The organism is Turicibacter faecis (assembly GCF_037076425.1).
GTDB classification, from domain to species: Bacteria; Bacillota_I; Bacilli_A; order MOL361; family Turicibacteraceae; genus Turicibacter; species Turicibacter faecis.
Map to the genome: position 1 here is coordinate 72,180 of NZ_AP028127.1, position 25,938 is coordinate 98,117.

Genomic DNA, 25,938 nt, shown 5'->3' on the forward strand with positions numbered 1-25,938 from the left:
AAAAAAACCTCAGAATTTAATTCTGAGGTTTTTTCTTTTTAAAGGCGAGAAGGAAAAGGATTAAGTAGAGAGTAGTGATGATAAAGTAAATGACCCACACCAAACGATAAGTTAAATGATCGGCGATAAAACCAGAGATAACAGGACCTAAGGCACTTCCTAGTGTAAAAATCATATTAATAAAGCCGAGATGCATGGAGTAATGATCTTTTCCGAATAAGGCACTTGTTCCATAAGAGGGAAGGAGTGAGGGAAGACACAAACATAGTCCAAACAGGGCGGCAAAGATGAATAGAAGTGAGGGGTAAAATCCAAAAATGAGGCAAAGATAACCGATAAGCGCCATGGAAACAAAGGAGGCGATTGATGTTCTTAATCCGAGTTTATCGAAAACGATTCCGCCAACTAAGCTCCCGATGAGGGCGAAGATAGCTTGCGTAGAACCTACATTAGCATTAAAGCTTAGGGGATGGTGAAGACTTGTTAAATACGGTTGAATATGCATCTTTGTTCCCGAAACACTCATTCCTAGAAGAAAAAGCCCCAAAGAAAATAGAATCAATTGAGTGCTCCAATGGATATCGTTGAATGATAATTTTTCTTTTTTCTTCGACTCAATGGTTGCATCAGGTGGCAACGCCATGACTAATAGAGAGAGGGGCAGGCAAACAATTAAGATAATTCCGCCTAAAAGGGCATACGTTGTTTGATAGGTCAGATGATTTAACATCCGCGAGACAACCTGCATCCAAACAAAAGAGCCAGTTCCCGCACCCGCCATCGCAATACCTAAGGCAAATCCTTTTCGATCCTCAAACCAAGAAGTTAGTGCAGTGGCGATTGGAATAGTCGTTAGACACGAGATTCCGATTCCAACAATAATAGCAATCAGATAAAACATCCAGATCGTTTTGGCGAGGGCGTAACAAAAAAATCCTCCACCGGCTAAAATAGATCCAATGGCCATTAATAACTTTAATGGTACTTTTGAAACTAGATGTCCCGTTATGGGGGACATTAGTGCTGTTGTCACAGCCCCAATCGTGAAAATTAAAGAAAATGAGGAAATTGATAAACCTAGATGTTTCGTCACGGGGTCAAGAAAGAGTGAAGTAATATTATTAACGATACTAAACGAGACCGACATAATCAGAAAGCAGGCCATTAGCACGAGATACTTCTGAAATTTCAATTTATTTGACATGGATGTAAACCTCCGAATTCAACCTTTTTATTAGAATGGACGCCTAGGAATGAATTATGTAGCGATGAAAAGGAATAATGAAAATGATTTAAGAATCTTTCAGTTAAACGAAAAAAAGTTATCCACAAGGGACTTTTTTTGCTTTTATTTCAACAGGGGTTAAAGAAAGAAGGTAACTTTGTTTGAAAGGGAGGGCATGTTCTAATACGCGTGTTGAGTTTTTTCTCAATGTAAAGTAAAAGACGATTAACCTTGTTGTTGAAGAAGGTTAATCGTCGGGAGAGAACCGTTTAATTTCTAACGGCAATGGCCTCGATTTCAATTTTAACTTCTCGAGGAAGTTTAGCAACCTGCACACATGAACGGGTAGGTTTATGTGAGTGAAAGTATTGGCCATATACTTCATTGACAATTGAAAAATCGTTCATATCGGTTAAAAAAATCCCACATTTCACTACATTATGAAGCGAGTACCCCGCTTTTGTTAAAATGGCGTCAATATTCTTTAAACATTGGTGCGTTTGCGTAGCAACATCATCGGCAATAACTTCCATCGTTTGAGGATCAAGAGGTATTTGTCCAGAAATATAGAGGGTGTTGTTGACCTCGATAGCTTGTGAATAAGGTCCGATAGCTTGGGGTGCAGCGTTTGTTGAAATAATGTTCATTAAAATTCCTCCTTTTTAAGACAAGAGTGATGAGAATATCTCCCATCATTTTATAATAACATAGTCCTATAAATAGTGTGGTTTATTGGGGGCAAATTAATAGGCAAAAGAATAAGATAAGCTAGAAGTGCGAAAATAAAGGGGAATAATAATTGATTTATTGGAGGAATTTGAAATGGAAAATGTAACCTTTCAAATGGTCATTGAGGCGGCTAGAGAGTTAAAGGGAATCATTAAAGAAACTGATTTTTGTTATGCAGAAACGTTGAGTGGATTGACAAAGGGGGAAATCTATTTAAAGCTTGAAAACCTACAACAATCGGGATCGTTTAAAATTCGAGGGGCTTATAATAAAATGGTTCATTTAACAGAGGATGAGAAAAAAAGTGGTGTTGTAGCTTCAAGTGCTGGAAATCACGCGCAGGGGGTGGCCATTAGTGCAAGCAAATTAGGTCTTAAGTCCACCGTCGTGATGCCTAAGAATGCACCTTTCGCAAAAATTTCGGCGACGCGTAAATATGGGGCAGAAGTGGTGTTAGAGGGGGATGTTTATGACGAGGCCTACCAAAAAGCATTAGAAATTAAAGAGGCGACTGGCGCAACCTTTGTTCATCCGTTCAATGATCCGTATGTCATTGCAGGTCAGGGGACGATTGGTCTAGAGATGTTAAAGGAACAACCGGATTTAGATGTGGTGTTAGTTCCTATCGGTGGAGGGGGGATCGCGGCAGGGATAGCATTAGCGGTAAAAACGATTAATCCCAAAATTCGTGTGATCGGGGTACAAACAGAAAATGCACCTTCTATGTATGAATCGGTTCGATTAGGAAAGATAGAAAAAGTTAATATTCATCGAACCATTGCTGATGGCATCGCAGTTGGTAGACCGGGAGATTTGACGTTTCCCCTTATTTGCCGCTATGTAGACGAAATCGTGACAGTGACTGAAACAGAAATTTCTCAAGCATTTTTATTTCTTCTTGAAAATTGTAACCTAGTGTGCGAAGGCGCTGGTGCCGTTCCAGTTGCGGCGTTATTATCCGGTCATCTAGATGTTAGAGGTAAAAAGGTAGGGGCCGTTCTCTCAGGGGGAAATATAGATATTAATTTAATTGAAAGTATTATTAATCATGCGATGATTACAACCGGCCGTCGAACAGAAATTAAAGTTTTATTAAATCACCGGGCAGGAGAGCTAAGTCTCTTTTTAGATACTATAGCGAAAGAATTCGGAAATGTGTTGGTTATTCATCAAAATCGTCATAAGGAAGGATTATCGATGTATCAATTAGAAGTATCGGTTGTTATTGAGACGATTGATGAAGAACATAAAAAACGCGTCATTGAAAAATTATTAGAGGCAAATTATGAGATTGAGTATACAAACTAGCAAAGTTTGGTGAAATATATTAAAATGAAGATATCGTTTCGGAAGATAGGAGTTGGGACCTGTAATGTTAATTTATAATACGTATACGCGTCAGAAAGAGGAATTTAAGCCGATTGAAGAAAATAAGGTCAAGATGTATATTTGTGGACCAACTGTTTATAATTATGTTCACATCGGAAATGCACGTCCAGTTTTATTTTTTGACCTTGTTCACCGCTACTTTAATTATCTAGGATACGAAGTAGATTATGTCTCTAATGTGACAGATGTGGATGATAAGATTATTAATCGTGCGATTGAAGAAGAGGTAACAGAGGCAGAAATTGCGAAAAAGTATTTAGAATACTTTTTAGAGTGTAATCAACTTTTGAATGCCTTACCGTTTAATAAAATGCCTAAAGTCACGGAAAATATGGAAGAAATGATTGATTTTATTCATGCGTTAGTTGAGCGAGGGTATGCGTACGCAGTAGAGGGTGACGTTTATTTCCGTATCGATAAGGTTCGGGAGTATGGACAATTATCAGGTAAAAGGATAGAAGAATTAGAAGTTGGTGCACGTATTGCAGAAGACTCTAAAAAGGAAAATCCTTTAGACTTTGTTTTATGGAAAAAAACAGATAAGGGAATTACTTGGGATTCACCGTGGGGAGCAGGTCGCCCAGGATGGCATACAGAATGTGTCGTTATGATTCAGAAAGAATTTAAAGGTAAGATTGATATTCATGGAGGCGGAACAGATCTTCAATTCCCTCACCACGAAAATGAAATTGCGCAGTCATTATGTATGCATGGTCACAGTATAGCGAATTATTGGATGCACGTAGGACGTTTAGGTCTTAATAACGAGAAAATGAGTAAATCTTTAGGAAATGTGATTAATGTTAAAGATTTAATTGAGAAAATTGATGCTAATGCGTTTCGCCTATTTATGTTGTCGGTTCACTATCGTCAACCGATCAACTACACAGAGGAAAATATCCAGTTAGCGATGAAAGAGTGGCAAAAAATTAAAACAACGTTTAATCAGTTGCATCTGAAACTTGATGTGGCGGAGGCGCTAGATGTGAAAGAGGAAAAAGTCGACGCAATAGCGGCGTTAATGCAACAATTTACGGACGCGTTAGAGGATGACTTCAATACATCAAATGCTATTACAAGTTTATATGGAGTGGTTAAAGAAGTGAATAAGATGATGCGTGCGAAGGTTAGCGAAGGAGCCTATAAATATGCGCTGATGACTCTTCAAAATATGACGTATATTTTTGGTTTTGATTTGAAGAAAAAGCGTCTAACCTCTGAAGAAAGAGACTTGTTCAAGTCTTGGGAAGCTGCTAGAAAGGCGAAAGACTTTACGCAGGCTGACGCATTAAGAGAAAGATTACAGGCTTTAAATGTCATTTAAAATACGTTATGATAAAAAAGGTTCCATTTGAAAAGGTGGAATCTTTTTTATGTGGCTTAAGAAAATAAGGGCGTGATTGGGATAGAAAACAGGGTCGAAAAATGACTTTTTTCGCTGAAAAGCATTGAATCTAAGAAAGTGAGGGTAAAAAAATGCTTTTTCGTTAAAGCGGGAAAATTTAGTGTATAATAATGACGAGATTAGAAAAGGCGTGTGAGACAATGGAAGTAAAGCAAATGAATAGTACAATGTTGGCCTTTGTAGGGGATTCGTACTATGATTTAAGAATTCGAGAGACGTTGTGCCGAATGGGAATTAATAAACCTAAACGTCTGCATCAATTAGCGGTAAAGTATGTTTCTGCGCATGCTCAGGCAGCAACGTTAACCTACTTAATAGAAAATAATTTATTGAATGAGAAAGAAGTAGAGGTTGTAAAAAAGGGACGGAATACAAAGAGTCGATCAGTTCCTAAAAACACGGATGTTTTAACTTATACACACTCAACAGCTTTTGAAGCGTTGATTGGATATTTATATTTAACTAATCAGATGCAACGATTAGACGAGATTATTTCCTATAGTATTGAATCTAAGGGTGAGGTGACGAAATAATGAGCAAGTATCATAAAGGGAAAAAGAATGATCAAAACCCTAAACGCATGAATAAAAAAGAGGCGAAGCCAATGAATAAAAAAGATAGTGGACGCGAAGTCGTTTACGGAAAGAATACAGTAAACGAGGTTTTATCTTCAAATCGTAAAATATTTGAAGTTGTCGTCGCGGATGCGGTGTCTAAAAACGATGTGAAATTAATGGATTTATTGGCCGAGAGAAATATTACGTGCCGCGTGCTTCCTAAACAAAAATTTGAACAAGTTGTAAAGGATAAGTACGATGTTAAGGGAAATCATCAAGGTGTTTTAGCCATCGTAGAACCTTATGGATATCTTCCATTAGCAGACTTGATCCAAAGGGCGACTAATAAGGACGAACCGGCTTTTATTATTATTTTAGACGGCCTGGAGGATCCGCATAATTTAGGTGCGATTCTTCGAACTGCTGATGCGGCAGGGGTCGATGGAATCATTATTCGTAAAGACCGAGCTGTTGGGTTGACGAGTACGGTAGCTAAATTATCAACGGGTGCTATTGAACATGTTCCAGTTGCGTGTGTTTCGAATTTAACAGTTGCAATTAATCAGTTAAAGGAAGCGGGGCTTTGGATAGCTGGAACAGATGCTAACGAAGCACAAGACTATCGAACGTTAGATGCGCAATTACCTTTAGGTCTTGTAATAGGTAGCGAAGGAAAGGGAATTAGTCGTCTGGTTCGTGAAGCTTGTGATTTTAAAGTCTATTTACCGATGAGAGGTCATGTTACCTCGTTAAATGCGTCGGTCGCTGCTGCATTACTGATGTATGAAATTTATAATAAGAGAAATCCGATAAAATAGTGTCCTAGGAGGGATATGGTGAAGGTTAAGTGTAGTGATTATGAATTGGTACGTTTAGTTCGAGAACAAGATAAAGTTGCTTTGGATACACTCATCAAGAAATACTCACTGTTAATAAAAAAAATAGCCTATTCTTATCGTGGAATCGGTATAGATCCTGAAGATTTTTTTCAAGAAGGGCAATTAGCCTTCATCCAGTCTATTTACACCTATGACCAAGAGGCAGAGTTTAGTTTTTATTCTTATTCAATGACATGTGTAAGAAATGCGATTATAACAGAGTATCGTCGGGTTAAAAGAAGCGCCGGTCTGGATTTATTGACGGATTATAGCACAACAGAAGTTTGTGTTGTAGCGGAGTCACAGGCATCCTATTTAGATCGAGGGTATTTTAACTTAGATGAAAAATTATTTATGGAGTACGCCTTTAAAAAAGAAGGATTTTTATCCGATTTTGAAAAAATGTGTTTGAAATATTATTTGTTAGATAATACTTATATTGAGATAGCACAAATGTTAAGTGTGCCTCCTAAAAAAGTAGATAATGCTTTACAACGTTGTAAAATGAAATTAAAGGCATTAAATAAAAATAGTTCATCTACTGGGCAATATTGTTAGTTTTATTGACAATAGAAGATGTTTTTGATAGAGTAAATAGAGTTACGAAATAAGAAATTGTGAGGTTAAATCATGCGCACAAAAATAATTTTAGCTTGTGATGAATGTTTAAGTCGCAACTATTCAACCGTAAAAAATAAACAAACACACAATGAACGTCTTGTAGTTAAAAAATTCTGCAAGCGTTGTGGGAAACATACAATGCACAAGGAAACTAAATAAAGTTGGTATAGGGGGCCACAGGATGAGTCAGGTAAAAGGTTTTTTTAAAGGTGTGTCTGCTGAATTAAAGAAGATAACTTGGCCGACAGAGAAGGAGATGAAAACTTACACAGTACAAGTAATGTGTTTCGTTATTGTGTTATCAGTTTTCTTCTTCGCTGTTGACTTAGTGATTTCCCAAGTAATCGGGTTACTTGGATAGGAGGTCATATTAGTGGAAAAACGTTGGTATGTTGTTCAAACGTATGCTGGTTATGAAAATAAGGTAATGACCAATTTGTTAAAGCGTATTGAAACAATGAATATGCAAGAAAAAATCTTTCGAGTATTAATTCCGGAAGAAAAAGAAGTTAAAATTAAAGATGGTGTCCGTAAAGAAAAATTAAAGAAAACTTTTCCTGGATACGTTCTTGTTGAAATGATCGATACTGATGATTCTTGGTACATGGTACGTAATACACCAGGTGTTACGGGATTCTTAGGATCAAGTGGTAAGGGAACACGTCCAGTGCCACTTCCAACTGAAGAAATCACACCGATTCTTAAAAAGATGGGAATTACAAGCGTGGAAGTTTCAGTTGATATTGAAGTAGGTCAACAAGTATTAGTTGCAGCGGGTCCTTTCTCAGGGCAAGTTGGAAAAATTGAAACAATCGACAAAGAACATGGTAAGGTAAGTGTATTAGTGGATTTATTTGGACGTGAAACGCCAGTAGAATTGGATTTCGGACAAATTTGTGAAGTCGAATAAAAAAAATCCTTGCGAAAAATAAAAAAAGGTGATAAACTAGCGTAGTCGATATGAGATTCATATCAAGTGGGAGGGTGAAACACCCAAATAACCACATCACGGACTTAGAGGAGGTGTGTCGCGTGGCAAAAGCAGTAAAAAGTATTATTAAATTACAAATTCCTGCAGGAAAAGCAAATCCAGCTCCACCAGTAGGTCCAGCATTAGGACAAGCCGGTGCGAACATTCAAGGATTCTGTCAAGAATTCAATGAACGTACACGTGAACAAATGGGAAGTATTATCCCAGTAGTAATCACAGTTTATGAAGATCGTTCATTTACATTCGTTACAAAAACTCCACCAGCATCAGACTTATTAAAAAAAGCGGCTGGAATTCAAAGTGGATCAGCTTTACCTCATAAAGAGAAAGTTGCTACTTTAACTAAAGATCAAATTCGTGCAATCGCTGAGCAAAAAATGCCAGACTTAAACGCGAATACAGTAGAAGCTGCAATGCGTATTATTGAAGGTTCTGCAAGACAAATGGGAATCGTTGTAGAAGACTAATCTACCGTTTTAGGTTGTAGATTACAACCTAAATCTGTGGGAGGAGATTCCGTTAACCACAATTTAGGAGGTATTTGAGATGGCTAAAAAAGGTAAAAAATTCATCGAAGCCAAAAAATTAGTTGATTCTACTACTTTATACTCTGTAGAAGAAGCTGTTGAGTTAGTTAAAAAAACTAATGTTGCTAAATTTGACGCAACTGTAGATGTAGCTTTCCGTTTAGGAGTTGACCCACGTAAAGCGGATCAACAAATTCGTGGAGCTATGGTATTACCTCACGGAACTGGTAAAGATCGCTCAGTTTTAGTTTTCGCTAAAGGTGAAAAAGCTAAAGAAGCTGAAGCGGCTGGAGCAGACTTCGTAGGAGATAGCGATATGATCAATAAAATTCAACAAGGTTGGATGGATTTTGATGTAGTAGTAGCTACTCCAGATATGATGGCTGAAGTTGGTAAATTAGGACGCGTGTTAGGTCCACGTGGTTTAATGCCAAACCCTAAAACTGGTACAGTTACAATGGACGTAACAAAAGCAGTTAATGAAATCAAAGCTGGTAAAGTTGAATACCGTGTTGATAAAGCTGGTAATGTTCATGTTCCAATTGGAAAAGTATCATTCGATAACCAAAAGTTAATCGAAAACTTCAAAGCTATTTTTGGTACTATCTTAAAAGCTAAACCATCTGCAGCTAAAGGAACTTATGTGAAAAACATTGCTGTTTCTTCAACAATGGGTCCTGGTATCAAAGTTGCATCTGAATCATTAGAAAAATAATTTTTTCTTTTTGATAATTGAATAGAATTACCGTAGACAGTAGGGGCCTTGGGCTTAATGTCCTACCGAGGTTTTGGATATATATACTATTTATTTTCATGCCTTAGTTATACCCTTCTGTCCACAACTTAATGGATATAAGGGTTTTTCTACGGACTAATAACGAATATAGGAGGTGTGAATGATGAGCGCTACTGCAATCGAAATGAAATCTCAATTAGTTGCTGAATATGCAGCACAATTCAAAGAATCAGCTTCTTTAGTTGTTGTTGATTACCGCGGATTAACTGTTGCTGAAGTAACTGAATTACGTCAACAATTACGTGCTGAAGGTGTTGAGTTTAAAGTATTAAAAAACAACATTTTACGTCGTGCTGTGACTGAAGCAGGATTCGAAGGTTTAGGTGAAGCATTCGTTGGTCCAACGGCTGTTGCTTATTCTAAAGGAGACGTTGTTGCGCCTGCACGCGTATTATACAACTTCTCAAAAGAACACCAAGCATTAGAATTAAAAGCTGGTTTAATCGAAGGAAGTGTTGCTTCATTAGAGCAAGTTATGGAATTAGCTAAGTTACCAAACCGCGAAGGTTTATTATCTATGTTACTTTCTGTATTACAAGCTCCAATGCGCAATATGGCTTGTGTTGTTAAAGCTGTTTCTGAACAAAAAGAAGCTGGTGTTGAAGCACCTGTAACTGAAGAAGCTGCTGAGTAATTTTTAAAATAAAAAAACCTATAAGGGTATAGCCCTATTTTGAAGGAGGAAAATATAATGGCAAAATTAACTGCTGCTGAAATGATTGAAGCAATCAAAGAAATGTCAGTTTTAGAATTAAATGATTTAGTTAAAGCTATCGAAGAAGAGTTTGGTGTAACTGCTGCTGCTCCTGTAGCTGTTGTTGGTGGAGCTGAAGCTGCTGCTGGACCATCTGAAGTAGATGTAATCTTAACAAGCGCTGGAGCTAAAAAAATCGGTGTTATCAAAGTAGTTCGTGAAATCACTGGTTTAGGATTAAAAGAAGCTAAAGAATTAGTAGATGGAACTCCTGCTAAAATCAAAGAAAAAGTTTCTCCAGAAGAAGCTGAAGAATTAAAAGCTAAATTAGAAGAAGCTGGAGCATCTGTAGAAGTTAAATAATTAACTTTTAAGAAGCTATAAAAAAATAAATTTAAAAACCTGAGTGAGTAGTATCGCTCAGGTTTTTATTTAATACATAAAAAATGTAATAATTTACTTTATTATGGCAATAATAGAACGTGTAAAAATGTTCATATTCTCTAATTTTTAGGTAAAATCAAAAGGGGTTGTGATCATGCATTATTATACTAACAATGTCGATGCTCACTCAGATGAGAAGAGCTTTAATTATAGGCTAAGAGGCTATGATTTTAGATTTACTACGGACGTTGGAGTCTTTTCTAAGAAGGAGGTTGACTTTGGGTCAAGATTATTAATAGAAAGTTTTACTGTTCCTGAAGTAGAGGGGGATATTTTAGATGTTGGTTGTGGTTACGGACCTATCGGTTTGAGTTTAGCTAAGAGTTATGAGAATCGAAATATTCATATGGTAGATGTTAACCACCGAGCGTTAGAGTTAGCTAAAAGAAATGCTAAAAATAATAACATTTTAAATGTTTCTATTTACGAAAGTTATTGTTATGAAGGGGTAAAGGGGAAGTTTGCGGCCATCTTATCCAATCCACCTATTCGAGCTGGTAAGAAAGTTGTTCATGGAATTTTAGAAGAGGCTCAACATCATTTAGTGGATGGTGGAGAGTTGTGGGTGGTTATTCAAAAAAAACAAGGGGCCCCATCGGCTAAAAAGAAAATGGAAGAGGTTTATGGTAATTGTGAGGTTATTTCTAAAGATAAAGGATATTTTATTTTAAGGTCTATAAAATCTTGACAGTATTGAAAAAAAATGATATTATTGTAAAATGCCTAATACTGCTTGTATTTAATGTGAGTTAAGTCGAAAAAAATTAGGTATTGAGGAAAAAAACAATAAAAGTTAACATAAATAAACAAAGAGGTGAAACGCGTGGCAGGGAAAATTGTTCAATATGGTAAAAAGAGACAACGTCGTAATTACTCAAGAATTAATGTTGCACTCGAACTCCCTAACTTAATTGAAATTCAAACTGCTTCTTATCAGTGGTTCCTTGATGAAGGTATTCGTGAAATGTTTAAAGATATTTCACCAATTGAGGACAATAATGGAAATTTAGCACTTGAATTTGTTGGTTACAGTTTAGGAGAACCAAAATATTCTGTTTTGGAAGCGAAAGAACGCGATGCTAATTATGCTGCCCCTTTACGTGTTAAGGTTCGTCTGCATATTAAAGATGAAGAAACACACGCGATTAAGGAAGTTAAAGAAAGTGAAGTATACATGGGTGATTTCCCATTAATGACTCCAACAGGGACATTTGTAATTAACGGTTCTGAGCGTGTAATCGTATCACAATTAGTTCGTTCGTCAGGTGTTTATTATAATAAAGAGATTGATAAAAAAAGTGGTAAAGAAAAATATGCAGCTCAAGTTATTCCAAACCGTGGTGCATGGTTAGAGTATGAGTTAGATGCAAAAGACATCGTCTATGTTCGTGTAGATAGAACACGTAAAATTCCAATCACTGTTTTATTACGTGCATTAGGGCTTTCAACGAAAGAGCAAATTATTGAAATGTTTGGTGAGAATCAATACATTTTAAACACATTAGAAAAAGATCAAACAGTGAATTCTGATGAAGCTTTATTAGAAATCTTCCAAAAACTTCGTCAAGGTGAGCATGCAACAATCGATGGTGCTCGTACGTTGTTTATCTCTCGCTTCTTCGATCCAAAACGTTATGACTTAGCTCATGTTGGACGTTACAAATTTAATAAGAAATTAAATGCCCAAGAGCGTTTGTTAAATCAAAAATTAGCTAGCGATATTTTTGATTCAGAAACAGGTGAGATTCTTGTAGAAGAAGGAACAGTTATTACTCGCCGAATTTTTGAAGAAGTTTTAGCGGATAAAATAGATCGTTTAAATATTAAAAGAGTTGAATTAGTAAATCCATTGGAGGATTCAGCTACATACATTCAGGAGTTTGAAGTATATTCTCCTAGAGTGAATGAAGGAGATCAAATTGTAAAAATTATCGGTAATGTGGAAGATGAGTGTAAATATATTACAACATCGGACATTTTTGCGTCGATTAGTTATTTCTTTAATCTTTTAGATTCTGTAGGATATTTAGACGACATCGACCATTTAGGAAACCGCCGTTTACGTTTAGTTGGTGAGTTGTTACAAAATCAATTCCGAATTGGTCTTTCTCGTATGGAACGTGTTGTTAAAGAGAGAATGTCTATTCAGGAAAGTGAAGGGATTACGCCATCGAGTTTAATCAATATCCGTCCGGTAACAGCGGCTATTAAGGAGTTCTTCGGAAGTTCTCAGTTATCACAGTTCATGGATCAAACAAACCCATTATCTGAGTTAACGCATAAGCGCCGTTTATCAGCTTTAGGGCCTGGTGGGTTAACACGTGAACGTGCTGGAATGGAAGTGCGTGACGTTCACTACTCACACTACGGTCGTATGTGTCCAATCGAAACACCAGAGGGACCAAATATCGGATTAATTAACTCGTTATCATCATATGCAAAAGTTAATGAATTCGGATTTATAGAGACACCATATCGTAAAGTGGTTCCAATTGAGGATAGTGTAACGGGAACAACTAAGATGCAAGTAACAGGAGAAATCCGTTATTTAACTGCTGATGAAGAGGATCGTTATGTTGTCGCTCAGGCAGGTTTAGATTTAGATGAAAATGATTGTTTACCAGAAAAAGTAATCGTGCGTCATCGTGGTGAGAACTTAATTGTTCCTGCAGAACGCGTAGATTTTGTAGACGTATCTCCAAAACAAATTGTATCTGTGGCAACAGCATGTATTCCTTTCTTAGAGCACGATGATGCCAACCGTGCATTAATGGGGGCCAACATGCAACGTCAGGCAATCCCGTTATTAATTCCAGAGGCACCATTTGTTGGGACAGGGATGGAGTATGTAGCTGCAAAGGATTCAGGGCAAGCCGTTGTTGCTCATAATACAGGTACGGTGGAATATGTAGATTCTAAACAAATCCGTATTCGTAGAGAAGCTGATGGTGGATTAGATCGTTATCCATTAATTAAGTTTGTTCGTTCAAATTCAAGTACGGTTCTTAACCAACGACCAATTGTTCGTTTAGGGGATAAGGTTAATGCTGGAGAAGTTTTAGCTGACAGTTCTTCAATGGAAAGTGGAGAATTAGCTTTAGGTCGTAACGTAGTAGTAGCATTCATGACATGGAATGGTTACAACTATGAGGATGCCATTATCATGAGTGAGCGTTTAGTGAAAGACGACGTTTATACTTCAATCCATATAGAGGAATATGAGTTAGAGGCTCGCGATACAAAGTTAGGTCCAGAGGAAATCACACGTGACATCCCTGGAGTCGGTGAAGAGGCACTTAAGAACTTAGATGATCGTGGAATTATTCGTATCGGTGCAGAGGTAAAAGAGGACGACATTTTAGTTGGTAAGGTTACAGCTAAAGGACAAACTGAGTTGACTGCAGAGGAACGTTTACTACACGCTATTTTCGGTGAGAAGGCTCGTGAAGTACGTGATACATCTTTACGCGTACCACATGGTGGAGATGGAATCGTACATGACGTTAAGTATTTCTCAAGACAAAATGGTGATGATTTATCACCAGGTGTAAACGAAGTTATTCGTATTTATATTGTTCAAAAACGTAAAATTTCTGAGGGAGATAAAATGGCCGGACGCCACGGTAATAAAGGGGTTATCTCTAAAATCTTACCTCAAGAAGATATGCCTTATATGCCAGATGGAACACCAGTTGATATCATGTTAAACCCACTTGGGGTACCATCACGTATGAATATCGGACAAATTTTAGAAATTCATTTAGGTATGGCTGCTAAGAAATTAGGAATCCATGTTGCTACACCGGTATTCGATGGTGTTAAAACGGAAGATTTAGAGGCAATTATCGCAGAAGCTGGCATGGATCCAGACGCGAAAACTGTACTTTATGATGGGCGTACAGGTGAAAAATTTGATAATCGAATTTCAGTCGGTGTAATGTATATGATTAAATTAGCGCACATGGTTGATGATAAATTACATGCTCGTTCAATTGGACCCTATTCATTAGTTACACAACAACCACTTGGTGGTAAAGCACAGTTCGGTGGACAACGTTTTGGTGAGATGGAGGTATGGGCATTAGAGGCATATGGTGCAGCTTATACATTACAGGAAATCTTAACAGTAAAATCGGATGATATCACAGGACGTGTTAAAACTTATGAAGCAATTGTACGCGGTGAGAATGTTCCTGAACCAGGTATTCCAGAATCATTCCGTGTATTAGTGAAAGAGTTACAGTCATTAGGTATGGATGTTAAAATCTTATCTGATGCGAAAAATGAAATTGAAATTCGCGATCTTGAAAATGTAAAAACTCATCAAATTGTTGTTCCAGAAACAGTTGAAGAATAATTAGCGGCAAGGAGGGAATCGCCTTGGTAGATGTTAACAAGTTTAAATATATGAAGATTGGTTTGGCATCTTCGGATACTATTCGTAAATGGTCTTATGGAGAGGTTAAAAAATCTGAGACGATTAACTATCGTACATTGAAACCTGAAAAAGATGGATTATTCTGTGAGCGTATTTTCGGTCCACAAAAGGACTGTGAGTGTGCTTGCGGTAAATATAAAAGAATTCGCCACGAAGGAATCGTTTGTGATCGCTGTGGTGTTGAAGTAACAGTAGCAAAAGTTCGACGTGAACGTATGGGGCACATCGAACTAGCTGCTCCTGTAGCTCATATTTGGTATGTAAAAGGAATTCCAAGTCGTATGGGGCTATTATTAAATATGTCTCCACGTGAATTGGAAGAGGTAATTTATTTTGTAAATTATGTTGTAATTGATCCAGGTAAGACTGATTTAGTAAAACAAAAAGTTTTAACTGAAAAAGAATACCGTGAAGTGTATGAAAAATGGGGTAACGAATTTGAAGTAGGAATGGGTGCAGAGGCCATTAAGAAACTACTAGAATCGTTAGACTTAGATAAATTAGCAAAAGAATTACGCTCTGAATTAAAGGTTGCACAGGGACAAAAGCGTGGGAAAGTAATCAAACGTCTTGAGGTAGTAGAATCATTCCGTAACTCAGGAAATCGTCCTGAGTGGATGATTTTAGACGTTTTACCAGTAATACCGCCTGAATTACGTCCAATGGTTCAATTAGATGGAGGACGTTTCGCAACATCTGACTTAAATGATTTATATCGTCGAGTTATTAATCGTAATAATCGTTTAATTCGTTATTTAGAAATCGGTGCCCCGAATATCATTATTAATAATGAAAAGCGTATGATCCAAGAGTCAGTGGATGCATTAATTGATAATGGACGCCGTGGTCGACCAGTTACTGGGCCTGGGAATCGCCCATTAAAATCACTTTCACATATGTTAAAAGGTAAACAAGGACGTTTCCGTCAAAACTTATTAGGTAAACGTGTTGATTACTCTGGACGTTCAGTTATCGTTGTAGGACCAGATTTAAAAATGTACCAATGTGGTTTACCTAAAGAAATGGCCCTGGAATTATTTAAACCGTTCGTAATGAAAGAGCTTGTTGAACGTGATTTAGCACAAAACATTAAAAGTGCTAAGAAGATGATTGAACGCATGGATGATGCGTTATGGGATGTTGTTGAAGATGTTATTCGCGAACATCCAGTATTATTAAACCGTGCCCCTACGTTACACCGTTTAGGTATTCAGGCATTTGAACCTAAAATTGTTGAGGGGCGTGCCATCCGTTTACATCCCCTTGTTACTACAGCATTCAATGCCGATTTTGATGGGGACCAAATGGCGGTTCACGTTCCATTATCTCAAGAGGCTCAAGCCGAGGCACGTTTACTCATGCTTGCTGCCAATAATATCTTAAACCCTAAGGATGGTAAACCAGTAGTAACTCCGTCTCAGGATATGGTACTAGGAAACTATTACTTAACGATGGAGGAAGTTGGAGCCATCGGTGAAGGGAATATTTATAAAGATACTAATGAGCTTATGATGGCTTATGCAAATGGTTATGTTACATTACATTCTCGTATTGCATTAAATGCAAGAGCATTAAATAATATGACTTTCACAGAAGATCAAAATAATAAATACATTATCACAACTTTAGGTAAGGTAATATTTAATGGGATCCTTCCTAAAACATTCCCTTATTTAAATGAACCTACAATGAAAAATTTACAAGGGGCTACTCCTTCTCAATATTTCGTTGAGAAAGGAACTGATATCAAGGCGTATTTATCAGACGTTAAAATTGTATCCCCATTTAAAAAGAAATTCTTAGGTGATATTATTTCGGAAGTTTTCCGTATTTATAAAACGACAGAAACGTCACGTATGTTGGACCGACTAAAAGATTTAGGATTCAAGTATTCAACTGTTGCAGGTATTTCTGTTGGTGTGGCGGACGTAGTCGTATCTTCAAAGAAAAAAGATTTATTAAAACAAGGTGACGATAAAGTTGCGCAGATCCAAGAGTTTTATAATCGTGGATTGTTAACTGATGATGAACGTTATCGTTTAGTTATCGATGTTTGGGCAAAAGTAAAAGACGAGATTCAACATGTATTAATGAATGAATTACCGGCAGATAATCATATTTATATGATGAGTGATTCTGGGGCCCGTGGTAATGCCTCAAACTTTACTCAGTTAGCTGGTATGCGTGGATTAATGGCCAACCCATCTGGTAAAACAATCGAATTACCAATTAAGTCTTCGTTCCGCGAAGGTTTAACTGTAACCGAGTTCTTCATCTCTACCCATGGTGCGCGTAAAGGGTTAGCCGATACGGCATTAAAGACAGCCGACTCAGGATACTTAACACGTCGTTTAGTTGACGTTGCACAAGATGTTATTGTACGTGAAGATGACTGTGGAACGGATAAAGGACAATATATTACTGAATTAAAACAACGTGGACAAACTGTTGAAACTTTATTTGACCGTATTGTGGGACGTTATACGGCTAAGCCAATCTACCATCCAGTAACTAAAGAAAAAATTGCTGATAGAAATGTTTACATTTCAGATGAACTTGGAAAAATCATAGTTGATGCTGGAATAGAGGGTGTGGATATCCGTACAATTTATTCATGTAATGCTCAGAAGGGTGTATGTAAAAAATGTTACGGTCAAAACTTAGCAACTGGTAAAGAGGTTGAGGTAGGGGAAGCTGTAGGTATTATGGCGGCCCAATCAATCGGTGAACCAGGTACTCAGTTAACGATGCGTACATTCCATACTGGTGGGGTAGCCGGAGCCGATATTACACAAGGTTTACCTCGTATTCAGGAGTTATTTGAAGCACGAAATCCAAAAGGGCGTGCTATTATTGCCGAGATTGATGGGGTAATTACTACAATTAAGGCTAATACTAAAAATCGTTATGAGATTACATTAACAAATAAATTAGAAAGTCGTAATTATTTACTTCCTTATGGTGTTCAACCTCTTGTTTCTGAAGGAGACGAGGTTTTAGCCGGAGATATGTTAACGGAAGGTTCAATTGATCCGAAAGAATTACTACGCGTTAAGGATGTCGCTGCCGTGCAAGCGTATATTTTGAAAGAAGTTCAAAATGTATATCGTGCGCAAGGGGTAGAACTATCTGATAAGCATATCGAGATCATGGTTCATCAAATGATGAAAAAGGTAAAAGTTATTGACGGTGGAGATACGGATATTTTACCAGGATCGTTAATTGATATTACGCACTATACTCGCGTTAATGCAGCGGCAATTCAACGTGGTAAACGTCCAGCAGTAGGTATTCCAACAATATTAGGTATTACAAAGGCATCTCTTGAAACGGAATCATTCTTATCAGCTGCTTCATTCCAGGAAACAACACGCGTTCTTACTGATGCGGCAATCAAAGGTAAAGTGGATGAATTAATCGGATTAAAAGAGAATGTTATCATCGGTAAATTAATTCCTGCGGGTACTGGTGTATTACGCGAAGACCATATCTTACCTGTTCATAAAAATGAGGATGAATTAGAAGATGATGTATTACCTTACGAATTAGAAATGTCAGGAATTTCTAATTCAGAAAGTCAAATTGATATTTCATTAGAAGATGATTTAGACGAATTAGATATAGAGCTTGATTTTGATGAAACAGATTTTTTAGATACTGATGAGGAATAAACGATATTTAGTAACTAATTTTTAAAAAAATTCATAGTTTTTCGTAGTTCTGTTGACATTAGTCGAAAAAAATGTTAGATTAATAAAGGCTTTTAAAAACGTAAAGTGAGTTTTGCTTAATAGCAAAGCTTACTTTTTCTAACAAAAATGAACCACCTGGATAAGTGGACTAAGTTTATGAGAGGAGGACTAATATGCCAACTATTAACCAATTAGTTCGTAAAGGACGTCAAAGTAAAGAAACAAAATCTAAATCTCGTCATTTAAATGTAGGATACAATAGTTTAAAGAAAGAACAAACTAACTTATATTCTCCGCAAAAACGTGGGGTATGTACTCGTGTTGCTACAATGACGCCTAAAAAACCAAACTCGGCTTTACGTAAATATGCCCGTGTTCGTTTAACAAACGGTTTAGAAGTAACAGCATACATTCCTGGTATTGGACATAAATTACAAGAGCACAGCGTTGTATTAATTCGCGGTGGACGTGTAAAAGACTTACCAGGGGTACGTTATCATATCGTTCGTGGTACATTAGATGCTACAGGTGTTGATGGACGTATGCAAGGTCGTTCTAAATACGGAACAAAAAAACCAAAAGCAGCTAAAAAGTAATTTAACTTTTTCGATAAATATGGAAGGGAGGCTAAATTATGCCACGTAAAGGACATGTAGCAAAACGTGATGTTTTGCCAGATCCAATTTATAACTCTAAATTAGTATCTCGTTTAATTAACAATCTCATGCAAGATGGTAAAAAAGGTACTGCACAAACAATTTTATATAACGCATTTGATCTTATCGCTGAAAAAACTGGACGCGAGCCAATGGAAGTATTCGAAGAAGCAATCGAAAACATTATGCCTGTATTAGAGGTAAAAGCTCGTCGTATTGGTGGGGCTAACTATCAAGTACCAGTTGAGGTTCGTCCTGAACGCCGTATTACTTTAGGATTACGTTGGTTAGTTCAATATTCTCGCTCACGTGGAGAAAAAACTATGGAACAACGTTTAGCTAACGAAATTATCGATGCAGCTAATAATACTGGTGCATCAGTGAAAAAACGTGAGGATACTCACAAAATGGCTGAAGCAAACAAAGCATTTGCTCATTACCGTTGGTAATATTTTAAATAACTATAGGATTACTGGATTTCTAGTAATCCTAAAAGTTTAGTATTTTACTATGAGAGGAGTAACGAAACATGGCAAGAGAATTCTCTTTAAATCATACTCGTAATATCGGTATCATGGCTCACATCGATGCTGGTAAAACGACTACTACAGAACGTATCTTATACTACACTGGACGTATTCACAAAATCGGAGAAACTCACGATGGTGCTTCTCAAATGGACTGGATGGCTCAAGAACAAGAGCGTGGGATTACGATTACTTCAGCTGCAACAACAGCTGCTTGGAATGGTCACCGCGTAAATATCATTGATACTCCAGGACACGTAGACTTCACGGTTGAAGTTGAACGTTCATTACGTGTATTAGATGGTGCGGTTGCTGTATTAGATGCACAATCAGGTGTAGAGCCTCAAACTGAAACAGTTTGGCGTCAGGCTACTACATACGGTGTTCCACGTATCGTATTTGTTAATAAAATGGATAAAACAGGTGCAGACTTCTTATATTCTGTAAAAACATTACATGATCGTTTAGGGGCTAACGCACTTCCAATTCAATTACCAATCGGTGCTGAAGATGATTTCGAAGGTATTATCGATTTAGTTGAAATGAAACAATATATGTATACAAACGATTTAGGTACTGATATTCAAGTTGGAGAAATCGATGCAGCTCATTTAGAAGATGCTGAAATGTATCGTGACCAATTAATTGAAGCAGTATCAAACTTAGATGAAGAGTTAATGATGAAATATTTAGAAGGTGAAGAAATTTCTATTGAGGAATTAAAGGCGGCAATTCGTCGTGCAACAATTAATGTTGAATTATTCCCAGTATTATGTGGATCTGCCTTCAAAAATAAAGGTGTTCAGTTAATGTTAGATGCTGTTATTGACTATTTACCAGCTCCTACTGATATTCCTGCAATCAAAGGAACATTAGAAGATGGAACAGAAGTTGAACGTCATGCATCAGACGACGAGCCATTTGCTGCATTAGCATTCAAAGTTATGACTGACCCATTCGTAGGTAAGTTAACATTCTTCCGCGTGTATTCTGGTACAATTCAATCAGGTACATATGTATTAAACTCGACTAAGGGTAAACGTGAACGTGTTGGACGTTTATTACAAATGCACGCTAACAGCCGTCAAGAAATCTCAGAAGTTTATGCTGGAGATATTGCTGCAGCAGTAGGATTAAAAGATACTACAACTGGAGATACTTTATGTGATCCAGATCACGAGGTAATTTTAGAGTCAATGGTATTCCCAGAGCCAGTTATCTCGTTATCAGTTGAGCCAAAATCAAAAGCTGACCAAGATAAAATGGGTATTGCATTACAAAAATTAGCTGAGGAAGATCCAACATTCCGTACGCATACTGATGAAGAAACAGGTGAAACTATTATCTCTGGTATGGGTGAGTTACACTTAGATATTATCGTTGACCGTATGCGCCGTGAATTCAAGGTTGAGGCTAATATTGGTGCACCACAGGTTGCTTACCGTGAAACATTTACTCAAGCTGCTGACGTTGAAGGTAAGTTCGTACGTCAGTCAGGTGGACGCGGACAATATGGTCACGTATGGATCAAATTTGAACCACAAGAAGCTGGTGCTGGATACGAATTCGTAGATGCAGTAGTAGGTGGGGTTGTACCACGTGAATATATTGGATCTGTAGATGCAGGTTTAAAAGATGCATTACAAAACGGACAATTATCAGGATTCCCTGTTGTTGACGTTAAGGCTACTTTATTTGATGGATCTTACCATGATGTCGATTCAAGTGAAATGGCATACAAAATCGCAGCTTCTATGGCATTAAAAAATGCTTACGACAAATGTAAACCAGTTCTTTTAGAACCAGTTATGAAAGTAGAAGTTGTTATTCCAGATGAATACTTAGGGGATGTAATGGGTGATATTACTTCTCGCCGTGGACGTTTAGATGGAATGGAAGCTCGTGGTAACGCACAAGTTATTCGTGCTTATGTTCCATTATCAGAAATGTTTGGATATGCTACTGCTTTACGTTCAAATACACAAGGACGCGGAAACTATTCAATGGAAATGGACCACTACGAACAAGTTCCAAAATCAATTGCTGATGAAGTCATCAAGAAACATCGCGGATAATCCCTGTTAATTGATGTGTTCATATATACACTACTAATAAGAATGTACTTGCATTCTTATTAGTGGTATTGTAAAATAAAAATGTTAAATACAAAAATGTAACTTAGAGGAGGATATTAGCATGGCAAAAGCTAAATTCGAACGTACTAAACCGCATGTTAACATCGGTACAATCGGTCACGTTGACCACGGAAAAACTACATTAACAGCTGCTATCACAACTGTATTATCTAAAGCAGGTAAAGCAGAAGCTCGCGCATACGACCAAATCGATGGTGCTCCAGAAGAGCGTGAACGTGGAATCACTATCTCAACTGCACACGTTGAGTATGAAACTGACAACCGTCACTACGCACACGTTGACTGCCCAGGACATGCTGACTACGTTAAAAATATGATCACTGGTGCTGCACAAATGGACGGTGGTATCTTAGTAGTATCTGCTGCTGATGGACCAATGCCTCAAACTCGTGAGCATATCTTATTATCTCGCCAAGTTGGTGTACCTCGCTTAGTTGTTTTCTTAAACAAATGTGACATGGTAGACGACGAAGAATTATTAGAATTAGTTGAAATGGAAGTTCGTGACTTATTATCTGAGTACGATTTCCCAGGTGATGAAGTTCCAGTAATCCACGGATCTGCATTATTAGCTTTACAAGGACAACCTGAATGGGAAGCTAAAATCAACGAATTAATGGCTGCTGTAGATGAGTACATCCCAACTCCAGCTCGTCAAACTGATTTACCATTCTTAATGCCAGTTGAGGACGTATTCTCAATCACTGGACGTGGTACTGTTGCAACAGGACGTGTTGAACGTGGTGTTGTTAAAGTTGGTGACGTTGTTGAAATCATCGGTTACCATGAAACTAAATCAACTACTGTAACAGGTGTTGAAATGTTCCGTAAATTATTAGATCAAGCAGAAGCTGGAGATAACATCGGAGCTTTATTACGTGGTATTTCTCGTGAAGAAATTCAACGTGGTCAAGTATTAGCTAAACCAGGATCAGTTAAACCTCATACAAAATTTACTTCAGAGGTTTACGTATTATCTAAAGAAGAAGGTGGACGTCATACTCCATTCTTCGGAAACTACCGTCCTCAATTCTACTTCCGTACAACTGACGTAACTGGAGTTATCCAATTACCAGAAGGTGTAGAAATGGTAATGCCAGGTGATAACGTGGCTATGACTGTAGAATTAATCGCGCCAATCGCTGTTGAAAAAGGAACTAAGTTCTCTATCCGTGAAGGTGGACGTACAGTAGGTGCAGGTTCAGTTGTAGATATCATTGAATAATTAATATCTATCCTTTGAATCTTCTGTCCTAGAGGTTAAAACCTCTAGGACTTTTTTTATTTTTCGAAAAAGTTAGTATAAGAATGTGCAGGTAACTTTAACTATAAAGTTATTATCTTTTAGAGGTTCTTTGTCAAATAGTGTGGGTGAATAAAATCTATACATATAATCGGGAGGAATTAGGCTATTCTTTAGATGGTTTGATTCCTCTTCTTTTTTTGTTCAAAAGTGTATTTATGAATAATCAAAATTCTTGCTTTGAAATGGTAGAAACTACGATATCCAAAAGCGATTCGCTTAATGACTTTGATATTGTTGTTAATTCCTTCGAGTACTCCATTGGTATAAGGAGTTTCAATTGTATTTTTGACATAGTCTTGATAATGAGTGAGTGTTTTTAAAGCTGTTTTCATTTCGTGTGAAAGCAGATCAGAGGGGTGTTGAATGGCATGATGAAATATTTCAAGGTTACGAAGTTTAATAGCCTGTTGGACAGTTTGGTAGAAATCATAAGTCTCCTTTAGTTCAGGGTCTAGGGCTAATAAAAAGTCAATAATTTCTTGTTGAGAGATCATCTTTTTGAAGCAGTTGGAATAGAAGTAATGAGTGGCATTAAGATCTTCTTGGGCTTTTAAGAGAAGTCGCCAATAATGTTTGAATTTATTATAAAACTCTTTATTTTGATTCATGAAACGAATGCGTGTTTTATTAAGAGCACGAGAGACTAGTTGAACGATATGAAATTTATCTAAAACAATCTTAGCCTTAGGGAATACCTCTTTAATGAGTGTCATATAAGGGGCGTACATGTCAATGACGACGTGGGTTACACCTTCACGAGCTGCTTTAGAAAATCGCATAAAATAAGTCCTTAGTGTACTTAAGCGACGGTCTTCAACGATATCAATTAGCTTTCCATTGGACGCATCACAAAAAATGAAGGACATTGCTCCCTCGGCCGATTTAACCGACTTAAACTCGTCAAAACAAAGAACTTTTGGGAGAGAATTAAAGGGAAGCGGCTGTTCTTCATAGGAAGAATGAATGACGCGGTTAACGGTTGAATGAGAAACGTTAAGCTCACGTGCAATATCTGTTTCGGATTTCTTATGACTAGCTTCTAAAAAGATGGCTTGTTTTACGGGAGTGGAAATAAAACAATTAGGGTTAACAAGAGATGTTTCTAGGGTAAATGTTCGGTCACAATGACGGCATTTATAACGTTGTTTTTTTAAGTCTAGATAAGCATCAAATCCGGAAATTTTGACTAGCTTAATACGTGAAGTTTTGAAGCCGTGTTTAATGATATTTGAGTCAAAAGAATGACCACAGTGGTAGCAATGAGTCGGTTGAAAAGAAAGAGTTCCCAAAATAAGTTTAGAACGAACATTCTTAATCTGAGTTTCTTGGATACAATTTTTTGAAAAAGTAATATTTTTATCTTTTAAATCAAGTAAAGTTGAGATACAATTAGTGTGAGACATAAAACCAATCCTTTCGTGTTGTTTTAGCCGATTACATTGTATAGGATTTTGGGGACTATGTCTCTTTTTTTGTCTCAATATTTATGGCAATCAAAAAGGTGTGAGTAATCCCACCCACACCAAATATTATAGAACCCTTTTAGATTGGACCTATTCCAATGGAAGCAAGGAGTATTGAATTTATTTCGGATGCGGATACTTCATATGGAATTATGCTTTTACGGTAAATTGAGATATGATGTATCTATAAAACTACTCTTAATTACCTTATGGTTTGATGGAGATTAGTTTTTAAATTAGATTAGGTTGGGAAAAGATAAGCTAGGATTACTAATGATCGAATTATAAAATAAAAATTAGCATACTAAAGAGAAAAGATACAAAGAGAGCATTCCCATATCTATTTGCAGTTTGCTTAAATTATATTATTCATATAACATATATATTCAATAATCTAAACGTATTATATTTAGGGAATAATAAATTAATAATTTTAAAATAAAATTATTAAGGGTTGATACATAAAAAAATATATAAATTGGAGACTATGAGTAGCAGGGGCGCGTTGAATAACTTATTTAATACTAATAGATAGATTTATTAGATTTTTAGTAGCGTTCATTAATATTAAGAAAGATTAGTTGTAAAATAAAAACTGTTTCTTATACGAAGGTCATATTAGAGGAACTTTCTAAAAATGGTTGATAATGATATCTTTGTATTGTTGTATTCCCATCTCCCTGATGCAAAAAAATAAAGTGTATCATAGAAGAGCGCTAAAATTTTTAATAGTTGGATAGAATCTTTATAAGTAATTTAGACAATGAATAATTAGAATAAAGTATTACATAGATAAAGTGATTTTTTAAAAAATACACCAAACTCTGATTCAAAATACAATATTTACTTGTCATAAATATTTGATTATGGGTTAAAGATATGTTAAATTTATAAATGTAAATTAGTCCGAAAACAGTGAAGAGATAAGTTGATAGTCAATTATACATTAATAAACAAAAAAATATAAAAAACATTTGCTTTCTTTATTTTTTTCATGTATAATAGATATGTTGACTTAAGCGTTGAGATGAAAGGTTGCTGACACACCCGGCCGATTTGCCATGGCATTGTGACAGGTAATTTTCATGGAGCTAGTCTATTCCTAAAATAGGCGAAGGGAGGAAATAAAATGGCAAAACAAAAAATCAGAATTCGTTTAAAAGCTTATGATCACAGAATTTTAGATCAATCTGCAGAAAAAATCGTAGAAAGTGCTAAAAAAACAGGTGCTAAAGTAGCTGGACCAATCCCACTACCAACTGAAAAGCAAGTTTACACGATTTTACGTGCGGTACATAAATATAAAGATTCTCGTGAGCAATTTGAAATGCGCACTCACAAACGTCTGATTGACATTGTTGAACCAACTGCTCAAACAGTGGATTCATTAATGCGTTTAGATTTACCATCTGGTGTAGACATTGAAATTAAATTATAATATATG

Annotated in this window: 23 protein-coding genes and 1 other annotated feature; of the genes, 20 read left to right on the forward strand and 3 right to left on the reverse strand. The window is 36.7% G+C overall.

Annotation, left to right across the window (positions count from 1 at the left end; all coding sequences use genetic code 11):
- Window positions 1–16: 16 nt before the first annotated feature.
- Both AACH31_RS00365 and AACH31_RS00370 read right to left on the reverse strand, forming a co-directional pair.
- Window positions 17–1,204, reverse strand: coding sequence for an MFS transporter (locus tag AACH31_RS00365; RefSeq protein ID WP_338506420.1), 1,188 nt, complete (start codon window positions 1,202–1,204; stop codon window positions 17–19).
- A 290-nt stretch (window positions 1,205–1,494) separates the two neighbouring features.
- Window positions 1,495–1,872: a RidA family protein gene (locus AACH31_RS00370; RefSeq protein ID WP_161831776.1), complete on the reverse strand. Its 378-nt coding sequence runs from the start codon at window positions 1,870–1,872 to the stop codon at window positions 1,495–1,497.
- A 175-nt stretch (window positions 1,873–2,047) separates the two neighbouring features.
- Here AACH31_RS00370 and ilvA point away from each other — a divergent pair, with 175 nt between their 5' ends.
- The 19 genes from ilvA to tuf all read left to right on the forward strand — a co-directional run bounded on the left by ilvA (window position 2,048) and on the right by tuf (window position 22,950).
- Complete coding sequence (gene ilvA, locus AACH31_RS00375; RefSeq protein ID WP_161831775.1) at window positions 2,048–3,262, forward strand: threonine ammonia-lyase; 1,215 nt, start codon at window positions 2,048–2,050, stop codon at window positions 3,260–3,262.
- A 64-nt stretch (window positions 3,263–3,326) separates the two neighbouring features.
- Entirely contained in the window at window positions 3,327–4,667 is a 1,341-nt protein-coding gene (cysS, locus tag AACH31_RS00380; RefSeq protein ID WP_161831774.1) for a cysteine--tRNA ligase, read from the forward strand.
- A gap of 191 nt (window positions 4,668–4,858) precedes the next feature.
- The gene (locus AACH31_RS00385) at window positions 4,859–5,281 is read left to right on the forward strand and encodes a Mini-ribonuclease 3 (protein WP_237658909.1); all 423 of its coding nucleotides are present in this window, start codon (window positions 4,859–4,861) and stop codon (window positions 5,279–5,281) included.
- Window positions 5,281–6,123 (forward strand): 23S rRNA (guanosine(2251)-2'-O)-methyltransferase RlmB, encoded by an 843-nt coding sequence (gene rlmB / locus AACH31_RS00390; protein ID WP_161831773.1) that lies wholly within the window; start codon window positions 5,281–5,283, stop codon window positions 6,121–6,123. The genes AACH31_RS00385 and rlmB overlap by 1 nt, the downstream gene beginning before the upstream one ends.
- 18 nt (window positions 6,124–6,141) lie before the next feature.
- Window positions 6,142–6,741 (forward strand): sigma-70 family RNA polymerase sigma factor, encoded by a 600-nt coding sequence (locus AACH31_RS00395; protein WP_161831772.1) that lies wholly within the window; start codon window positions 6,142–6,144, stop codon window positions 6,739–6,741.
- 72 nt (window positions 6,742–6,813) lie between these two features.
- Window positions 6,814–6,963 carry a 50S ribosomal protein L33 gene (gene rpmG / locus AACH31_RS00400; RefSeq protein ID WP_161831771.1) on the forward strand — a complete coding sequence of 50 codons (150 nt, stop codon included), beginning with the start codon at window positions 6,814–6,816 and terminating at the stop codon, window positions 6,961–6,963.
- Window positions 6,964–6,985: 22 nt separating this feature from the next.
- The gene (gene secE / locus AACH31_RS00405; protein WP_161831770.1) at window positions 6,986–7,165 is read left to right on the forward strand and encodes a preprotein translocase subunit SecE; all 180 of its coding nucleotides are present in this window, start codon (window positions 6,986–6,988) and stop codon (window positions 7,163–7,165) included.
- A gap of 12 nt (window positions 7,166–7,177) precedes the next feature.
- Window positions 7,178–7,714, forward strand: a complete 537-nt coding sequence (gene nusG / locus AACH31_RS00410) for a transcription termination/antitermination protein NusG (protein WP_161831769.1) — start codon at window positions 7,178–7,180, stop codon at window positions 7,712–7,714.
- Window positions 7,715–7,836: 122 nt separating this feature from the next.
- A complete protein-coding gene (gene rplK / locus AACH31_RS00415; RefSeq protein WP_161831768.1) occupies window positions 7,837–8,262 on the forward strand; it encodes a 50S ribosomal protein L11 in 426 nt (141 codons plus the stop codon).
- 79 nt (window positions 8,263–8,341) lie between these two features.
- A complete protein-coding gene (gene rplA / locus AACH31_RS00420; RefSeq protein ID WP_161831767.1) occupies window positions 8,342–9,037 on the forward strand; it encodes a 50S ribosomal protein L1 in 696 nt (231 codons plus the stop codon).
- A gap of 12 nt (window positions 9,038–9,049) precedes the next feature.
- Window positions 9,050–9,196: a sequence feature (ribosomal protein L10 leader region), on the forward strand.
- 25 nt (window positions 9,197–9,221) lie between these two features.
- Window positions 9,222–9,752, forward strand: coding sequence for a 50S ribosomal protein L10 (gene rplJ, locus AACH31_RS00425; RefSeq protein ID WP_338617741.1), 531 nt, complete (start codon window positions 9,222–9,224; stop codon window positions 9,750–9,752).
- 57 nt (window positions 9,753–9,809) lie between these two features.
- Window positions 9,810–10,175 (forward strand): 50S ribosomal protein L7/L12, encoded by a 366-nt coding sequence (gene rplL / locus AACH31_RS00430; protein WP_161831765.1) that lies wholly within the window; start codon window positions 9,810–9,812, stop codon window positions 10,173–10,175.
- Window positions 10,176–10,350: 175 nt separating this feature from the next.
- Complete coding sequence (locus AACH31_RS00435; protein ID WP_161831764.1) at window positions 10,351–10,944, forward strand: class I SAM-dependent methyltransferase; 594 nt, start codon at window positions 10,351–10,353, stop codon at window positions 10,942–10,944.
- A 135-nt stretch (window positions 10,945–11,079) separates the two neighbouring features.
- Window positions 11,080–14,613: a DNA-directed RNA polymerase subunit beta gene (gene rpoB / locus AACH31_RS00440; protein ID WP_161831763.1), complete on the forward strand. Its 3,534-nt coding sequence runs from the start codon at window positions 11,080–11,082 to the stop codon at window positions 14,611–14,613.
- 23 nt (window positions 14,614–14,636) lie between these two features.
- The gene (gene rpoC, locus AACH31_RS00445) at window positions 14,637–18,365 is read left to right on the forward strand and encodes a DNA-directed RNA polymerase subunit beta' (RefSeq protein WP_161831762.1); all 3,729 of its coding nucleotides are present in this window, start codon (window positions 14,637–14,639) and stop codon (window positions 18,363–18,365) included.
- 194 nt (window positions 18,366–18,559) lie between these two features.
- Entirely contained in the window at window positions 18,560–18,982 is a 423-nt protein-coding gene (gene rpsL, locus AACH31_RS00450) for a 30S ribosomal protein S12 (protein WP_055243034.1), read from the forward strand.
- Between the two features lie 38 nt (window positions 18,983–19,020).
- Entirely contained in the window at window positions 19,021–19,491 is a 471-nt protein-coding gene (gene rpsG / locus AACH31_RS00455) for a 30S ribosomal protein S7 (RefSeq protein ID WP_338617742.1), read from the forward strand.
- 80 nt (window positions 19,492–19,571) lie between these two features.
- Complete coding sequence (fusA, locus tag AACH31_RS00460) at window positions 19,572–21,644, forward strand: elongation factor G (protein ID WP_161831760.1); 2,073 nt, start codon at window positions 19,572–19,574, stop codon at window positions 21,642–21,644.
- Between the two features lie 121 nt (window positions 21,645–21,765).
- Entirely contained in the window at window positions 21,766–22,950 is a 1,185-nt protein-coding gene (tuf, locus tag AACH31_RS00465) for an elongation factor Tu (protein ID WP_161831759.1), read from the forward strand.
- A gap of 191 nt (window positions 22,951–23,141) precedes the next feature.
- Here tuf and AACH31_RS00470 read toward each other — a convergent pair whose 3' ends face one another.
- Window positions 23,142–24,434, reverse strand: a complete 1,293-nt coding sequence (locus AACH31_RS00470; RefSeq protein WP_338507311.1) for an ISL3 family transposase — start codon at window positions 24,432–24,434, stop codon at window positions 23,142–23,144.
- Between the two features lie 1,189 nt (window positions 24,435–25,623).
- Between AACH31_RS00470 and rpsJ the strand changes: the two genes are divergently transcribed.
- Window positions 25,624–25,932: a 30S ribosomal protein S10 gene (gene rpsJ / locus AACH31_RS00475; RefSeq protein WP_055243029.1), complete on the forward strand. Its 309-nt coding sequence runs from the start codon at window positions 25,624–25,626 to the stop codon at window positions 25,930–25,932.
- Window positions 25,933–25,938 lie beyond the last annotated feature (6 nt).

Bases quoted from the DNA above. Each gene is read 5' to 3' on its own strand.
- AACH31_RS00365 (WP_338506420.1), bottom strand. From the start codon at position 1,204: ATGTCAAATAAATTGAAATTTCAGAAGTATCTCGTGCTAATGGCCTGC.
- AACH31_RS00370 (WP_161831776.1), bottom strand. From the start codon at position 1,872: ATGAACATTATTTCAACAAACGCTGCACCCCAAGCTATCGGACCTTAT.
- ilvA (WP_161831775.1), top strand. From the start codon at position 2,048: ATGGAAAATGTAACCTTTCAAATGGTCATTGAGGCGGCTAGAGAGTTA.
- cysS (WP_161831774.1), top strand. From the start codon at position 3,327: ATGTTAATTTATAATACGTATACGCGTCAGAAAGAGGAATTTAAGCCG.
- AACH31_RS00385 (WP_237658909.1), top strand. From the start codon at position 4,859: ATGACGAGATTAGAAAAGGCGTGTGAGACAATGGAAGTAAAGCAAATG.
- rlmB (WP_161831773.1), top strand. From the start codon at position 5,281: ATGAGCAAGTATCATAAAGGGAAAAAGAATGATCAAAACCCTAAACGC.
- rpmG (WP_161831771.1), top strand. From the start codon at position 6,814: ATGCGCACAAAAATAATTTTAGCTTGTGATGAATGTTTAAGTCGCAAC.
- secE (WP_161831770.1), top strand. From the start codon at position 6,986: ATGAGTCAGGTAAAAGGTTTTTTTAAAGGTGTGTCTGCTGAATTAAAG.
- rplA (WP_161831767.1), top strand. From the start codon at position 8,342: ATGGCTAAAAAAGGTAAAAAATTCATCGAAGCCAAAAAATTAGTTGAT.
- rplJ (WP_338617741.1), top strand. From the start codon at position 9,222: ATGAGCGCTACTGCAATCGAAATGAAATCTCAATTAGTTGCTGAATAT.
- rplL (WP_161831765.1), top strand. From the start codon at position 9,810: ATGGCAAAATTAACTGCTGCTGAAATGATTGAAGCAATCAAAGAAATG.
- AACH31_RS00435 (WP_161831764.1), top strand. From the start codon at position 10,351: ATGCATTATTATACTAACAATGTCGATGCTCACTCAGATGAGAAGAGC.
- rpsL (WP_055243034.1), top strand. From the start codon at position 18,560: ATGCCAACTATTAACCAATTAGTTCGTAAAGGACGTCAAAGTAAAGAA.
- rpsG (WP_338617742.1), top strand. From the start codon at position 19,021: ATGCCACGTAAAGGACATGTAGCAAAACGTGATGTTTTGCCAGATCCA.
- fusA (WP_161831760.1), top strand. From the start codon at position 19,572: ATGGCAAGAGAATTCTCTTTAAATCATACTCGTAATATCGGTATCATG.
- tuf (WP_161831759.1), top strand. From the start codon at position 21,766: ATGGCAAAAGCTAAATTCGAACGTACTAAACCGCATGTTAACATCGGT.
- AACH31_RS00470 (WP_338507311.1), bottom strand. From the start codon at position 24,434: ATGTCTCACACTAATTGTATCTCAACTTTACTTGATTTAAAAGATAAA.
- rpsJ (WP_055243029.1), top strand. From the start codon at position 25,624: ATGGCAAAACAAAAAATCAGAATTCGTTTAAAAGCTTATGATCACAGA.